Below are 16,452 nucleotides of genomic sequence, written 5' to 3'. Positions count from 1 at the left end.
TAGGGTTTTAAACACAATAACCTACTTATTTATGAAATTTAGATACTAATATAAGTAATTTTAGGGAATATTAGGTAGGTTTTTGGGAGCAGCATCAACCCCCTCCAATGAAATAAATCTGAAATGATTAACGAACGCGATGGCCAATATCACGACGATAATATATACCAGGAAAATCAATAGCTTCGATACAACCATAAACCTTTTCGATCGCAGTTTGAAAATCTTTTCCCGTAGATGTAACTCCTAATACTCGTCCCCCGTCAGTCAAGAGTTTATCACCGTTTAACTTAGTTCCTGCTTGAAATACTGTTGATCCTAAGTTTTCCGCTTCCGTTATACCTGTAATGACTTTTCCCTTCTCATAAATTCCAGGATATCCTTCAGAAGCAGCTACCACACACACAGCACTACCGTCATACCATTGTAAAGGGGGAAACTCTGCTAAACGGCCTTCGATACAGGCCATCAATAACTCATCCAAGGGCGTTTCCAATAGAGGTAACACCGCTTGAGTTTCGGGATCACCAAAGCGACAATTATATTCTAGAACCTTGGGATCACCCTCTGGAGTCACCATCAAACCAGCATAGAGTACCCCACAATAATGAATCCCCTGTTGACGCAAAGCAGACACAGTAGCTTCTAAAATCTCAGTTTGTACCCTTTCTAATAACTCAGGAGTAGCGATGGGTGCCGGTGCATAAACCCCCATTCCCCCCGTATTCGGGCCAGTGTCCCCTTCTCCAATGCGTTTATGATCCTGTGCAGGAAGTAAAGGCCGTACCGTTTTCCCATCGGTAACAGCTAAAATAGACACCTCTTCCCCTTCTAAAAATTCTTCGACCACCAGGGAAGAGAACCCTGTTTCTATTAACTCATCTACTGCAGCTTGCGCTTCTTCCACCGTTTGAGCAACAATAACCCCTTTTCCGGCAGCTAACTTATCTGCTTTGACTACAATCGGGGCCCCTTGTTTAGCAATATAAGTCTTAGCTGCATCTGGATCTTTAAAAGTTTTCCCTTCGGCGATCGCAATACCAGCAGAGGCCATCAATTTTTTTGCCCAAGACTTACTGGACTCGATTTGCGCACCATCCTGAGTTGGTCCAAACACCTTAACATTGTAGCGTTGTAAATAATCAGTGATCCCTTTGGCCAAGGGAACTTCTGGCCCCACGACCACGAGATCAATTTTATGTTTCTGCACAGACTCAGCAATCTTAGCAAAGTCATCCACGGAATAAGGGAGGTTTTCGCATTTTTCCAACAAAGCAGTGCCTCCATTACCAGGAGTACAAAAACACTGCTCAACTTGAGGGGACTGAAGTAGTTTCCAAACTAGGGCGTGTTCGCGCCCTCCATTGCCAACAACTAATACTTTCACGCTTCAATAATGGATAATTGATAATGGATAATTGATAATGGATAATTAACCCATCTCTCAATTGCATAACCCATCAATATAATAAATCTGTGAGTGCTATTATTGCAATCTTCATCAAGAAGAAGAAAGTGTCAACAACTAAAAACTGATCACCGATCACTGATAACTGATAACTGAAAAAACTGATGTTTCGCATATATACGAATCAATTACTAGGACAAAAATGGGTTAAAAACTATCAAGGATATTTACCCATTTTTGCTTGTATTTTAGGCTTTACTGATACCGGTTTAATTCCTGGTATTTCGGCAGCAGGGGCGACTCCAGAATCACGAAAATATACTGCGATCGCCGATGCAGAATTTTTAATTAATGGGGTACGATCTTCTTATAAATATCAGTTACCTCCTTTACATCAAGGAGTTTCTCCTGTGTTTATTACTCGTGCAGTTATAGAAGATTGCAATATCCCCATTCATTTATTTAATGCTGGTTTACCTATACCTCCTGCTGTTTCTTATATTGATTTAAAAGGACAACCTGCACAATGTTTAACCACAGGAAAAGCCTTGCCAATATCCTTAGTTTATGATTTATTTCAACAAGGATTAAACTGGGGACAAAATTTGTCTAAAAATGCAACAAATAATTATTTAATTATCAGTGAATGTGTAGTTGGTGGAACAACAACAGCTTTAGCAATTTTAACAGGATTAGGTATTGATTCCAACGGAAAAGTTAATAGTAGTCATCCTAATTGTAATCATGAACAAAAAGAATTGATTGTCAAAAAAGGGTTAAAAAATTCTGGATATTATAATTTTTTTCAACCTATTAATCCTTTTCAATTAGTCGCTGCTGTATGTGATCCCATGCAAATTGTAGTAGCAGGAATGGCTATTAGTGCGAGTAGAAAAACAGGAGTAATGTTAGCAGGTGGTACCCAAATGTTAGCGGTTTATGCTTTAATTAAAACCATTATTAATACATCTCAATATAAGGCTAATTTAGATAATATTATTGTGGGGACAACTCGTTGGGTAGCAGAAGATTTGACAGGGGATACTGTCGGTTTAGCTGATTCTATTGGGACAGTTCCTTTATTAGCAAGTAAACTAAATTTTTCTAACTCTTCTTATCAACAATTAAAAATGTATGAACAGGGTTATGTTAAAGAGGGTGTGGGTGCTGGAGGAGCTGCGATCGCGGCTTCTTTATCTTTTAATTGGACACAAGAAAAGTTATTAAATAGTATTGAAAATCTTGTTAATAATTATCACAGAATAATAAATTAGGTATATTTTGACTAGCCAATTCAACACTATTATGATCAAGAACCGCTATAATCTTAAAAAAAGGCAATCCAATGTTTAGAAAAAATGCCCAAGAAGATTAGAGAATTAAAGAAAATATTAAAAAAAGTAGGATTTACTGTTAAACCTGCCAAAGGAAGTCATAGTAAATAGACAAATCCTAAACTCTCTCAATCTATTATTATTGCAGGAAAAGATAGTAATGACGCTAAACCTTATCTTGAAAAACAAGTTACCGAAGCACTTTTAGCCTTAAAACAACTTAATCAAGAGGACAATTAATTATGAAATATACAATTGTTATTCAATGGTCAAATGAAGATAACTGTTTTGTTGTATTTTTACCCGAATTTGAGGATGTAATGCAACCAGTTACTCATGGTGAAACGTATCAAGAAGCCTTTGAAAATGCCCAGGAAGTGCTAGAATTATTAACTGAATCTTTAATTGAAGAAAATAAACCTTTACCCAGTATTAAACCACTTTTTAAAGTTGCATAGTGGTTAACTTGAGGTGAGAAATTTTATTAATGTACTCAAGGAATTAGTATGATCCCAAAATCACTATTCTCGAATGATTTATAATTTTCCATATTAAGATAAATGTTCCCTTAGCTTCTGTTTTTGCGAATCATAATTATCATTTAGTAATCAATATATTAAGTAATTTCTAGTTTATTAGAGTATAACCTCTTAGCTATTGATGATTAACTCTTTTTGATTTTAAATTGTTATGATGTATTAACGAAATATAATTTTAGGAGAGTCAAACTATCGATGTTTCAATTACTTTTGAATTCCTTGGTATTACTATCTTTAAATATTGATAATCAATCATCAACTAATCCACCAAAAAGTATTGTTGAAGTTATTAAAAATAGTCAAATAATTGCTCAAAATAGTAAAAAAAATCAACAATTTAATCAATTAAAACAAGAATTAGAAACAGCAGGATTTGAGGTCATTATTGCCTTACCACCAAAAAGAGGTGCTTATGGACTCTTACAAGTTAGCACAAAAAAAATATGGATTAATCCTGTCGTTTTCGATCTTAATATTGCCCTACCGACTCTTATTCATGAATCGGTTCATGCGTCACAAGTTTGTGCAGGAAATGGACAAATAACAACATTAGGATTAACCCTAAACCCAATGAATCAAGCGCGTCCATTTTTTCAAGGCTATACTGATACTCATCGAAGAGACTTAGAAAGAGAAGCGTATACCGTACAAACCCAACCAAATAGTTTTGAACTAGCATTATCTTTACTCAGAGAAAATTGTAAACTAAGTAATTAATTATTAACTGTTAACTGATAACAGATAACCGCTTCAATTTTCCCCCAATACTTCCTGAAAATTAAACTCAGATGCAGCTAAAACAAAGACAGTAGTTGGTAAATCTTGAGTCCATTGTTGTAGTTTTTCGTAGTTAGTAACAAACAACTTATCCTCAGTAGGAGAAGGCATTCCCAAAAAGATAAAATCGGCCCCTTTTGATGACTGTTTAAGAATAGTAGCAAAAGTACGTCCATCAGCTACAATAATCTCAGATACAGCATCAATACGTAAATCTTCGACTAATTTATCTAAATTATTTTGTGCCTCACTAACAGCACTCTCATCCATTACCACTAACTTAAGATGAATCTCGCCCTTTTGCCACTTAGGATTAGAATGGAGCAAATAAGCCAAAATCAGCATTAAACTACCATTACCTTGTATTCCTCCACTCCACCAAACATCGATGCGAAAACGGCGGCTTTTCGACTCATTCCAGGGATCATAAGGTAAATTAGGATTTTCTCGCAAAACAATCACATTGCGTTTTGCCTTATAAAGATTAGCGATCATTTGACAATAGCGATCGCGGTGAATCATTTGCTGAGAATCTCCCAGTAAGATGGTATTAGGAACAATGGATCCTAAACCGTAGGTTTCCACCAGTCTTTCTGCCCCATCAAAAGGATCCGGGGCCGTAATTAATCTCACTAAAGCTTCTACCCCATGACGTTCCAAATAGTCCCGAATGCGCCTTTCTAAAACAGCTTGACTAGCAACATCTCGTGATCCTTCGGGCAAAACACTCGACACAGTAATTAACCCTCGATTATGGGTTAAAGCTTGTGCTAACTGGATCAACGGCCAGCGTTTGCGTGGGGCCCCAGACAACACCAAAAATTGAGGCCGCCAATTTTTCGTATCATCAGTCTGACGATCCATTTGTAAAACGGCCATCCGCAATAAAGCCATCCAAATACCCCGTCTTACATCCCCCCAAGTCACCATCAACTCCCGTTGACGAACCCAGAAATAGATAGCAATAACAACAATTCCTGCCACACAAGTTGCTACAGGATCGATGAGAAACATCACCCCTAAACAACCGATCGCCCCTAACCAAGATAAAGCCCAATGTACCCGAAAAGATGGACGAAAAGAAGGACTATTTAACAACCCTTCTAACCCGGCCGAAATATTTAACACCAGATAAGTGGTTAAGAAAAACATCGTCAATACCGGGGCAATTAAATTTAAGTCCCCAATAAAAACAGCCGCGATCGCCACAGTAAAGGTGACTAAAGTGCCTATTCTCGGTTCATCCTTAAACCCACTCCCTTGGCCTAAAAAGCGCATCCAGGGGGGTAAAATACCGTCTCTGGCCAACGCTTGCAGAATACGTGGGGCCCCTAAAATACTGCCAATAGCACTACTGAGGGTTGCCCCCCAAACCCCTAAAGAAATAGCTGGCCCCCAAACCGCCATCTTTTCCATGATGAAAGGTTCTGCGATCAAGGTGCTAGTATCAGCCCGCATCGCTAAAAAAAGAGGTAAAGTAATATAAATGACAAATCCCGTACCAACGGCGGCTAAAGTTCCCGTAGGTAAGGCTTTAATAGGATCACGTAGATCACCCGACATATTCACCCCGGCCATGATCCCTGTTACCGCCGGAAAAAATACAGCAAATACCGTCCAAAAGGGTTCTTTGTCTGTTACCCCCCAGAGTTCAATGGAAGTCTCTTCTACAGGATGTCCAAAATAGAAGGATAATAAGGAGAGAATAATCGCTCCCATAATAAAGTATTGCGCTTTGATGGCGATATCTGCCGAAGCAAAGGCTAATATTCCTACCCCAACGGTAACTATTAAGGCAATATAGAGTTGATTGAGGTTATATTGAGGAAAAGCTGTTACCACACTTTCCGCAAAACCGATGGTGTATAGGGCTACGGATAAGGCTTGAGCAAAATAGAGAGGGATACCTACTGCCCCTCCAGTTTCCACACCCAGAGAACGACTAATCATATAATAAGCCCCTCCTGTCCTGACCACACGGTCCGTAGCGATCGCACAAACAGAAAGAGCGGTTAAAAAGGTGATAGCATTAGCTAAAATAACAATTAAGGCGGTTCCAATTAAACCCGCATTCCCTACTACCCAACCGAAGCGTAAGTACATGATTACGCCCAGGATGGTGAGAATGGAAGGTGTGTAAACGCCCCCGAAGGTTCCTAAACCCGGTGTAGGGTCTTTGAGGGTTGGTTTGGAGAAGAAAGGCAATTTCACAGATGACTCTAACCATATCTAGTTTCTCATCGTTAATTATGCCAGATTTTTTTTGATTGGGAATTTCTAAGAGGTCATAAGTTAGCTGCCCCTAACTTTTGAAAGATAGGGGAGATGGGGAGACTTGGGAGACGGGGGGACTGGGAGATGGGGGGACTGGGAGATGGGGGGACTGGGGGACTGGGAGATGGGGGGACTGGGAGACTGGCAGATGGGGAGACTGGCAGATGGGGAGACTGGGAGATGGGGAGACGGGGGGACTGGGAGATGGGGGGACTGGGAGACTGGGAGATGGGGGGAAAAATATTAATTTTGTTTTTATTCTTTCCACATTTTCCACACTCCCTCCCCAGGAGAGAATTAGCGGTTTTTCAATTGCTAGTTTCTGATTCTTGAGTTTCTGGAGTTTCTTTTTTCTCAAGAAGTTCTGCTGTTTTTTCTGCTTCAGTTGAAGCGCGTTTTTTGCGATCAGCTTCTAAGGTATCTTCTATAACCGTTAATAACTGCTGCATTTTGTCGAGGTTACCACGATAGATATCGAGATCCTTTTGTAGTTTTTCTGAGGAAAATTTGAGACCTTCGGAAATCTGTGTAATGGTTTCAGTGCGTTTTTCCTCATCTTTGACGAGATCAGCGTCAATTTCCATCAATAAGGTGTATAAACCGATGGCAAATAAACGACTATACTTAAATTTGGGGTTAGCTGCGATCGACCCAAAGGTTCCCCATAAAATACCTTCTCCTGCTTGGACATCGGTAACATGGGTGAGTTTGTCTTTAAAATCAGCAATAGGCAGTCCTTTAGCTTCGTTTAAGATAGCCTCAGCTTCTTGATGATACTTATCACTACTATCATCAACTGCTTGACATAGGCCGTTAAAAATAGAAGCTTTATCGCTTTCGGGACTGTACCCCTGCATAAAACGTTGAAAAGAGGTAACAACACCTAAAGCATAGATGGGATCGTAGCGAAAATCGATGTTGACGGACAGGAGGTGCATTTCTACCAGCAATTCTTCTACAAACCGCCGATAAATGGAGTTTATGGGCCGGGTGTGATAGCCATAAAATTTACGCTTGGTATCAGAAACAGTACGAATATTATCCACGAAGTAGAAATAAATAAATTTTCAATAGTCACTGTTATCTATTGTCCCCTGTAAGGAGTCCTTTGCCAAGTTTTCCGTGTTTGGTGTGTGTGTGGGGAGTGTGGGAAGGGTGGGAGGAGTGGGGAGTGTGGGGAGAATTTGTATTTTGAACGTTTTAGAAAAAAATTATTGTTTATAATCGAGCCATAATGTTTAAAACTGTTCCCTTTCTTGTCTCTCTCAACCCCCATAATTAACCCTGTAGGGGCGAACGGCCGTTCGCCCCTACCTAGAAACTATTATGAAAGCATCAACAGTTATAAACAATTATAAAAATGGACAACGAGACTTCTCAGGGCAAAAACTGAGGGGACAAAACTTTACTGGACAAAACTTATCAGGTGCAAACTTTAGTAACTGTGATATCCGAGGTGCAAACTTTAAAGGAGCAACCCTTATAGGGACAAACTTTGCAGGGGCAACGGCAGGGCTACAAAAACGCTGGATGATAGGATTATTATTGGTGGTATTCCTGTTTATTGGGCTATCTAGCTTCTTTTCCACTGTTCTTGGAGGTTTGGTTACTGATATTTATAGCTCCAGTGTCGAAAACCAAGTGGCAGGATGGACTAATTTACTGGGACTGCTTATTTTTTGTATTTTTAGTTACTTTCGTGGACTATGGGGGGGGCTAGTAGCTGTAGCCATAGCCTTCGCCATAGCCTTCCCCGTAGGCATAACTTTCACCGTCACTATACCTTTCGCCGTAGGGATAGCCTTTGCTGGAGTCTTCACAGCAGCAGTAGTCTTGGTCGGAGCCGTAACTTTCGCCGTAGCTTTCGCCGTAGCTTCCGCTTTATATGGAGCCTTAGTCGGAGTCGTAGCTTTCGCCGGAGCCGTATACGGAGCCATAGCCGTATACAGATTCATAGCCGTAGCCATAGCCACAGCGTTAACCCTATTTGCCTTTTATAGCAGTCGCCAAAGCTATTAGGACATTTTTCTGTTCCCTGTTCCCTGTTCCCTGTTCCCTTAAAATATAATTTATGTGTCCTAACTAGCCTGTCTATTGCTATATATTGCTTATCGTGCCATCAAAGGAGATCCTAGAGATGCTTGGATAAGAAACTTTGCGGTTGCTTTTGCTGCAACCGGCGGCACAACCTTTAAAAATGCTGATCTTACTGATGCTAACTTCACCAAAGCTAGACTAAAAAGTACAGACTTTCGAGACGCTATTTTAATCCGTACTTGTTTTAAAAACACCCAAAAATTAGATCGTATTCGTCCAGGGAAAACACTTCTTAGGCAACCCCGTGTCAGAGACTTATTAATAACAGGAGATGGCTACAAAGAGAACTATCAAAATGATGATTTACGGGGTGCAAACTTGGATGGAGCTAACTTAAATAAAGCAAATTTAAAACAATGCGATCTCAGTGAAGCATCATTAAGAGCCACTAATTTAGAATGGGCAAACTTAACAGAAGTTTCCGCATTACAAACAAATTTTACCAGATGTAATTTAACAGGAGCTTGTTTAGAAGCTTGGAATATTGATAAAACAACTATTTTAGATAATGTAGATTGTCAGTATGTTTTCTTGTTAGAAAAACCAGATAAAAACGGCAATAGAGATAGGCATCCCCACGATCCTGATAAAGTGTTTCAACCAGGAGATTTTGAACAACTGTACAGTAAAATTATGGAGACAGTACAGTTATTATTACGTAATGGGGTTAATTCCGAAGCTTTTAAAATTGCCTTTCAAAAAATCATGGCAGAAAATCCCGAAATTACTTATGATTCTATCCAAGGTATTGAGAAAAAAGGTAAAGATGTAGTGGTTACTGTGGAAGTTCCCAAAGATGCTGATAAAGGAAACATTGAACATCAATTTAATGAAGCTTATGAAATGAGATTAGAAGCGGTTAAAAAAACTGTTTTATTGGAAGCAGCAGAAAAATCTAAAAAAGAAATGAAAGAATACAATAAAAATCTTACAGAAATTGCTAAACTAGCTTTAACCAATCAACCCAAATTAACCAATATTATCGATAATAAAGCTATGAATAACAGTCCAGACAATAGCCAAAATATTACCGCAGGTGGAGATGTTACTTTAACTAATTCTAATGCAAATTTACGAGAAATGAGCGGTAAGATTAATAACCTAATTCAACAATTACCTGATCAAAAAAATGAACAAATTCATAGCATAAAAGAGCTATTAAGTCAATTAAAAACCCTAATAGAAACTGACGAAAATCTTGATAATGAAAACCAAAAAGACGCATTAGAAGCTGTTGAAAGTTTGGCAGAAGCAGCTAATAAACCAGAAGATAGTAAGTTGAAAAAATATGCAAAACTTTCTAAAAATGCCTTAATTGGAATTGGAAAAAACTTACCCCATGCGACAAAATTAGTGGAAGGATGTAATGAATTATTACCTGTGATCGCTGAATTATTAGGGTTAGGTTAATATATCATTGTAGGGTGTATTACGCCACGCTAATACACCGAAAAACTCGATTCTGGTGGGTTACGACGGATTCTTATCATCTCGTTATGACCAAACATTGAACATTGAACATTGAACATTGAATATTTTGGTTTCAAGCCTCTCCCTTTAGGGAGAAAGAAGTTTGGGAGAGGTTTCAAGCCTACTTCCAAACGAATGATAAATGATAAATGTTAAATGATAAATGAAATGACCTAAATTATAGTCGTCTAACCCACCCTACTTGAATTAACTGTTAACTGCTAACTGTTCACTGATATTACGGGCGAATTAATAATTCTCCTTCACAGACTAATTTATCGGTGTCTAACTGAAAGGAATTAATAGAAACATCTGAACCTAAATCCACTGAAAAATCTTTAACATTATGATTATTTATATCAGGAATACCCTGAATTTCAACTTCAGATAATTGTAATGTTTGTGGAGGAATCAAAGTTAATTTTGCTTTAATATTTAAAGGATTAGTAACACCATTATGAGTTAAATTTCCTTGTAAAATAAAATAATTATTATCTAAATAAGCTCCGTGCCAATCAATATCATAACTTTCTAATAATCGAGAGGGTTCTGAGATTCCTTGATGTTCTAATAAAGTTTCCAGTAACCCTTTAAACCCTTCTCCTAATAAAGCAGATGAAATAGAAGCTTGTAGATTTTGATTACTAATTGCTACCGCTCCAGATACCCGAATAGTCTCCAATAATTGTAGAGGTTTGCCTCGTAAAACTTGACCAATATTAATACGAATATTTTCCCCTTTTAATTGAACTTCTCCTAAATGTAAACCTTGATAAATAGCTTGATTACCATTTAAAGTAACCCCAGAAACATGACCTTTCAAAATTTGGCGATCGCTGCCTTGAATAGAAATATCTAGGGTTTCCACTTCCTCAACTTGGGAACGTAACCAAAACTGCATAGCAGGGGATAGAACCTTACTGATAACACGACTCATAAATTTTTCACTCCACACACACATATCAACCTAAAGTTTAGGCTATTTGTGAATTATATTGCAATCAATTTTAATTATCAGTAACAGCATAGCGTAGCCACTTTCCGAACTCCGAACTCCGAACTCCGAACTCAACTTAAGATTTTTTGGCTTTTTCAGCCCCTTCAATATGGAAACGTTCCACAGAAGACAGTAAATCACGGGAAATACCCACCAAATTTTGTAAAGAACCAGCCACCCGTTGAGATTCTTGGGAAGTTTCTTGAGCAGTTAATTCCACCGACTGCATAACTTGACTCACAGCCTTAGAATTTTCCTGTTGTTGAACCGTATCCCCAGTAATCGATCGCACCAAGGTATTAATGTGATTAGAAACATCGATAATATCTTCTAGAGAACGTTTCGCTTGTTCCGATCTATCCGTCACATCAATCACCTGTTGAATACCCTCTTCCATCGCCGTCATTACCGAACCAGTTTCACTTTGAATTTGCAGTACAATTTGTTCAATTTCTTTCAAAGATTTTGCCGAACGATCAGCCAACTGACGAACTTCATCAGCTACGATCGCGAAACCTCGTCCAGCTTCTCCTGCCCTAGCTGCTTGAATAGAAGCATTGAGAGCCAGTAAATTGGTTCTAGAAGCAATTTGAGAGATTAGAGCAACAATTTTGGAAATTTCTTGAGACGCTTCTGCTAAACGTTTTACCTTACGAGTGGTTTCAGACACAGTTTCTCGAATTTGCAGAATACCAGCCACAGTTCGTTCTACCGCTTCACCCCCTTTCAGAGCAGTTACCGAGGAGGTATGAGCAACTTCCTCCGCTTCACGGGCATTTTCTGCCACCCGTTGGATAGATTCCGTCATCACCTGAACCGAGTTCAAAGTAACAGCTAATTCTTCCGCCATCCGTAGCGCGTCACGGGAATTATTCCGAGCGAACAATTCACTATCAGTAGAACTCTTATTAACCTGTTTAGCGGTGCGTTTCACCTGGGCGACAATTTCCCGTAGATTATGAATAGTCAAGTTAAAGGCATCAGCAACCGCCCCTAATACGTCGGCAGTCACTTCAGCTTCTACAGTTAAATCCCCTCTAGCTGCCCCTTCCACATCATCCAGAAGGCGAATAACCTGCCGTTGCAGTTCTTCTCTAGCTTGTTCTATTTCCGCAGCCCGTTGTTGCGCCTCTTTGGTGGTAGTGAGGATGACACTGGAAAGTTGGTTAAAACTATGGGATAACTGACCTAACTCATCTTCCGAGTAAACCGTCGCCTTAACATTGAAATCACCAGCATACATGGAATCGAACTGGGTCTGAAGATCCTCGATAGTGCGTTTTAGTTGATAAGAACTGAGTAGGCCAAAAAGGAGAGTCCCTCCAAACCCGACTAAACCGCCCGTTAAAGCCAGTAACAATAGAGTATTACCTTTTTTGGGTTCCGACGAAACTTCCGCCCCCTCTTCCGATGGTTTCACTTGTTCAGTGGCCGGCCGTTCTTCCTTTACCTCAGTAGCTTTTGGTTTAGGAGACATTAACCAAGCGAAACCACTAACCAACAAAATAGCCATAAAAGAAGCAACTCCCGTGCTACCGGCCGCTATCCAGGGTTTTGATTTCAGAGGAGCATTGAAAAACCAACGGAAGTAACCTTGTTCCGTTTCTACCTGTGGTTTGTTTACTTTGAGACTACTATCAGACAAAGAGGTATTACCCCCATCATCAGACTTGACCCAATTAATCGTTTCCGGTTCTTGTTCCGATAAGAGATTATCAGTTTGTAACCCGAAACTATCACTCAAATTCTCTGTCCCTTGGCTAAAGAGACCAGAATCAGGTAACTGATCGTTCATCTCTGTGAAATCAAAATTAGATAAATCCTCTAAAGCCTCATCTTGAAACGAATCAAGCTCATTTAATACTTGCTTATGTTCTTCGATTTGGCCAGATGTCATCATTTCGGGATTGGCCTTAATAGTGGGAGTATCCTCACCAGCATGATTAGACCAATGATTAGCAGAGTCCAGTGAGGAGGTTGTGTTCTCACGGTTGGCCAAAGAAGGAGGGTTAAGATTGGAGGAGACAACAAAAGTATTATCTTCGTCGTCTGCTATTACTGAGTTGGTAATGGCTTCAGTTTCTAAACCTTGTTCATCACTAAAAGGAAAGTCAGGAAAGTCCTCGTCAACAAAATCGGACCAATCATTGTCTTCGGAGTCGGATTCATCGCTGTCAGCCAGATCAGTTTGAGAATCAAAAGGTTTAACCTCGCTGAGGGTGCTAAAAGGATCAACTTCCATTTGAAAGCCGCTTACTTCTTGCTCCTGATGATTCTGATGATTATTGTCTAAAGGTTTCCCTTGAGATCCTTGTTGCCCAATAGTGGGTTCTCCTAAATCTTCGTCATCAAAAATAGTACTATCCCAGTCTAGTGCATCGAGATCAAAATCTTGAGATCCCCAATCATCTGATGAGGATTCCGACTCTGACCATTTTTCTTCCATATCAATGTCTCCAGAACTGATATTAGAGGATTGAGTCAGGTTATTACCGTTATGATTATTCTCAGACTGATCCAGTAGTTGTTGTGCTTGTGTCAATCCTTGTTTAGCACAGTCTACTAAATCGGGGCGATCGCTACGACTAATGACCAATTGATATTGCTGACAAGCAGTTTCGTATCTTCCTAAACTGAAATAAATATGACCCCGTAATAACAAAACATCAGGATCTTCAGGGAAAGCCTCAACCATTGGTTCCATAAGGGTAGCGGCCTGTTCAAAGTTTCCCTGTCCGTAAGCGGAATAGGCTTCATTATACAATTTTGCGTAGTCGGTCCCTGATGTCATTGCCTTTCTCCTATGGGTTAAATATGGTCAGTTATGGGTTTTAAGTTAAGGGTTATCAATTAGGTATATCTATGTAAATGAATCTCTGCCTCAGATGATTCGTTTATGTCGCCCATCGGGCTGAGCGTAAAATTGCAATTTGGTCTAGTAGTCTTAAAACTTGATTGCTATTGTCTTGGTTTACCCATTCTCCTTGAACATAGGGAGCAATGTGATCGGCAACATTATTGGGGGCTTGTAATTGTTCAATATCAAGCCACTCCATATCACCTAACTGATCGATGGCTAAACCTAAAAGGGTGTCTTGTTCTTCTACAGCAATCACAGGAATTTCTGGGCGATCGGTTCGTAAAGGAACAATGTTGCCCAAAAATTGTCCCAAGTCCGCTACCCAAATCACTTGTCCCCTCAAATTGAGAGTTCCTAAGAGTAAGGGAGAGGCATTAGGAATGGGAGTGATACGTTCTGGACTTTGCTGCATTACTTCGCGAATGGCAATAGCCGGAAGGGCAAATTCTTCTTTTGAAGGCAGATGAAACCGTAAATATAGCTCGCCTTCAGGGGTTTTTAATTCCTGAAGTTCAGGGGAAATATCCTGCTGCTTGTCTTGATCGAAATCTAAATCTAAATTCCCAACCATAGTTTGTTCGATGTTATCAATAAGAGTGGGTTTATTAACGTAGCAGTTGTTGAATTGTGCCAATCAGTTCAACATCTTCAAAAGGTTTAGCGATGTACGCATCTGCCCCTTGTTTCATACCCCAATAACGATCAAATTCTTCTCCTTTAGAAGAACACATGACAATAGGAACATTTTGGGTGCTAGGATTGGTTTTAATACGACGACAGACTTCATAGCCATTCATCTTGGGCATGACGATATCTAAGACAATTAGATCCGGATTAGATTCTTCAATCTCTTTGAGGGCTTTAATACCGTCCTCTGCTACTGTTACTTTCCAACCATTCTTTTTGAGAATATTGGCAATCATTTTTTGTTGTGCTGGACTATCTTCTACCAGTAAAACTGCTCTCATAATGTTTTCTCTATAGACTGGGGATTTAGATAAATCACTCACTTTCTGGCTGATAGATGATTGTTTAGTCATAATGAATAAATGAGAAACTAAAATCTTTAAACTCAACCGAATTGTTGGGGACTGATAAGACTCCGTCGGGACGGACAGGGTTGAAAAAACACTTCTTTTCCCCAAGTGTACATACTTAATTTGCCCAAATTTTCTGAGAAAACAACAAGACAAACAGAGAAATTTTTTTGGTTCTCTAGTGAGAGCGACTTCTCATTTTTGGTGTGACATATTTTTCAATCAATAACAATAACTCTTGTTCTCCGAAGGGTTTGGTGAGATAGTCCGTTGCTCCTACCATACGCGCTCTAATGCGATCGATAAAGCCTTCTTTTCCTGTAAGCATCATGATTGGTGTATATTTAAACACTTTTGAGTGTCGGAGCATGGCACAAATCTCATAGCCATCTAATTTTGGCATGGCAATGTCACAGAGAATGACATCGGGTTTTAGTTCAAAGATTAGACTTAAGCCTGGAAGAGGATCGGTAATTAGGGAGATTTGATAACCGTTTTTCTTTAAAATACTCTCTACTGTTTTGCTAACGGAGAGATCGTCATCGATACAGACTACGTGAGGGCTATTTCTACTTTTGGCTTCTGTTGATGGTTTTTTTGTCTTAGATATTGAGGGGGATATGGTCATGACTGGGTGTAACCATCCTCTTTCCACATAAGGATAAAGTCCCCGTGCCAGGGTTCCTAAATTCCTTTGTAAGCGACGGGAAAGTCGTCTCAGGGAAGTTTTCCCATCAGCCCAGTGCAATAATTGTTCATAAGCTTTTTGCGGCAAGGTATTTTGTAATTGTTGTGGTGCAGCAATAGTTAATGCTTGTTGGGGACTCTCAAAGTAAGGATGTAATTGTTTCCACTGTTGCACCTCTTGCATCATTTCCCTGACTAATGGCTCAATTTCTATACTGATTAAAAGTGGATCTAATGCTAAACCCATTTCAAAGACAAATGCTCCTTGTCTTAAACTGAGTAAGTCAAAGAGGGTTTCTCTTACCATTTGTTGTATGATACTTTTTCCTTGATCTGGAGTTAAGCGATTTTGTTTAATTAATTGCCATAAATACGCATATTCAGCTTCATTATGACTGATTCTCTGTATTTTTTCCAGGTCTTCTGGAACAATATTCACCTGATAACGAAATAAATAGTCTCGCAGCCTACGACACCCTCTATTTTGACTTTGGGTGGCATAAACGATTTCCCCATTGACAAAAAAAACTAACCAAAATATCCCGGGGGAGTCAATCTTCTCAGTTGCTGATGAGTATAATAGCGATGCCTCCCCTAGTGATGTTTGATCTGCTTCGATCAAAAGCTCTCCTGTTCGTTGTCCTAGTTTGATCAATTGCAGGATGCTACGTATATCAATTTCATTTAAAGTTCCCTGCATAATGATTTACACGAATTGGGTATTCTTATGTTAGATGCGGGTTAAATCTCCATCTATACCGATGTCCTGCCTCGGAGCCTTTCAACGGCTGGTAGTTGAGCAAATGGGGTTTCAACCCAGTGTATCTATGATACAATTATAGAGTTTAATTATAGCTTAGTTGTTTAGACTTTAAGCCGCAAAGGAAGGGGCTTAATCCCCTAATTTATAGGTCGAAATAGTAAACATTTTTATAAGTTCTTTAATCAAGTTGTGTGGATATGTGACAATAA

At 39.4% G+C, this 16,452-nt stretch carries 13 protein-coding genes; 5 read left to right on the top strand and 8 right to left on the bottom strand.

What is annotated here, in order from left to right; all coding sequences use genetic code 11:
- Positions 1 to 127: 127 nt before the first annotated feature.
- Complete coding sequence (gene purD, locus QNJ66_RS09020) at positions 128 to 1,387, bottom strand: phosphoribosylamine--glycine ligase (RefSeq protein WP_300505458.1); 1,260 nt, start codon at positions 1,385 to 1,387, stop codon at positions 128 to 130.
- 185 nt (positions 1,388 to 1,572) lie between these two features.
- On the opposite strand from purD, the gene cobT reads away from it, so the two are divergent.
- The 3 genes from cobT (at position 1,573) to QNJ66_RS09005 (ending at position 3,998) form a co-directional block, all read left to right on the top strand.
- Entirely contained in the window at positions 1,573 to 2,682 is a 1,110-nt protein-coding gene (gene cobT, locus QNJ66_RS09015) for a nicotinate mononucleotide-dependent phosphoribosyltransferase CobT (protein ID WP_300505457.1), read from the top strand.
- 302 nt (positions 2,683 to 2,984) lie between these two features.
- Complete coding sequence (locus QNJ66_RS09010) at positions 2,985 to 3,200, top strand: type II toxin-antitoxin system HicB family antitoxin (protein WP_300505456.1); 216 nt, start codon at positions 2,985 to 2,987, stop codon at positions 3,198 to 3,200.
- Positions 3,201 to 3,476: 276 nt separating this feature from the next.
- Entirely contained in the window at positions 3,477 to 3,998 is a 522-nt protein-coding gene (locus QNJ66_RS09005) for a hypothetical protein (RefSeq protein ID WP_300505455.1), read from the top strand.
- 33 nt (positions 3,999 to 4,031) lie between these two features.
- On the opposite strand, the gene QNJ66_RS09000 is transcribed toward QNJ66_RS09005, so the two are convergent.
- Together QNJ66_RS09000 and psb29 are read right to left on the bottom strand one after the other, a co-directional pair.
- Positions 4,032 to 6,269 carry an amino acid permease gene (locus QNJ66_RS09000; RefSeq protein WP_300505454.1) on the bottom strand — a complete coding sequence of 746 codons (2,238 nt, stop codon included), beginning with the start codon at positions 6,267 to 6,269 and terminating at the stop codon, positions 4,032 to 4,034.
- A 371-nt stretch (positions 6,270 to 6,640) separates the two neighbouring features.
- Positions 6,641 to 7,378, bottom strand: coding sequence for a photosystem II biogenesis protein Psp29 (gene psb29, locus QNJ66_RS08995; protein ID WP_300505453.1), 738 nt, complete (start codon positions 7,376 to 7,378; stop codon positions 6,641 to 6,643).
- 280 nt (positions 7,379 to 7,658) lie between these two features.
- Here psb29 and QNJ66_RS08990 point away from each other — a divergent pair, with 280 nt between their 5' ends.
- Positions 7,659 to 8,351 carry a pentapeptide repeat-containing protein gene (locus QNJ66_RS08990; protein WP_300505451.1) on the top strand — a complete coding sequence of 231 codons (693 nt, stop codon included), beginning with the start codon at positions 7,659 to 7,661 and terminating at the stop codon, positions 8,349 to 8,351.
- A 75-nt stretch (positions 8,352 to 8,426) separates the two neighbouring features.
- Positions 8,427 to 9,839 (top strand): pentapeptide repeat-containing protein, encoded by a 1,413-nt coding sequence (locus QNJ66_RS08985; protein ID WP_300505448.1) that lies wholly within the window; start codon positions 8,427 to 8,429, stop codon positions 9,837 to 9,839.
- Positions 9,840 to 10,137: 298 nt separating this feature from the next.
- Here QNJ66_RS08985 and QNJ66_RS08980 read toward each other — a convergent pair whose 3' ends face one another.
- From QNJ66_RS08980 to QNJ66_RS08960, 5 genes are all read right to left on the bottom strand, one after another.
- Complete coding sequence (locus QNJ66_RS08980) at positions 10,138 to 10,836, bottom strand: DUF2993 domain-containing protein (RefSeq protein WP_300505445.1); 699 nt, start codon at positions 10,834 to 10,836, stop codon at positions 10,138 to 10,140.
- Between the two features lie 136 nt (positions 10,837 to 10,972).
- Positions 10,973 to 13,687, bottom strand: coding sequence for a methyl-accepting chemotaxis protein (locus QNJ66_RS08975; protein ID WP_300505442.1), 2,715 nt, complete (start codon positions 13,685 to 13,687; stop codon positions 10,973 to 10,975).
- 103 nt (positions 13,688 to 13,790) lie between these two features.
- Complete coding sequence (locus QNJ66_RS08970; protein WP_300505461.1) at positions 13,791 to 14,327, bottom strand: chemotaxis protein CheW; 537 nt, start codon at positions 14,325 to 14,327, stop codon at positions 13,791 to 13,793.
- Between the two features lie 34 nt (positions 14,328 to 14,361).
- Positions 14,362 to 14,724: a response regulator gene (locus QNJ66_RS08965; RefSeq protein WP_300505460.1), complete on the bottom strand. Its 363-nt coding sequence runs from the start codon at positions 14,722 to 14,724 to the stop codon at positions 14,362 to 14,364.
- Between the two features lie 247 nt (positions 14,725 to 14,971).
- A complete protein-coding gene (locus tag QNJ66_RS08960) occupies positions 14,972 to 16,180 on the bottom strand; it encodes a response regulator (RefSeq protein ID WP_300505439.1) in 1,209 nt (402 codons plus the stop codon).
- Positions 16,181 to 16,452: the final 272 nt, after the last annotated feature.

Source organism: Crocosphaera sp. (assembly GCF_030064895.1).
Taxonomy (GTDB): domain Bacteria; phylum Cyanobacteriota; class Cyanobacteriia; order Cyanobacteriales; family Microcystaceae; genus Crocosphaera.
The sequence above is the reverse complement of the archived record's forward strand: the minus strand, read 5'-3'. Positions and strand labels throughout refer to the sequence as shown.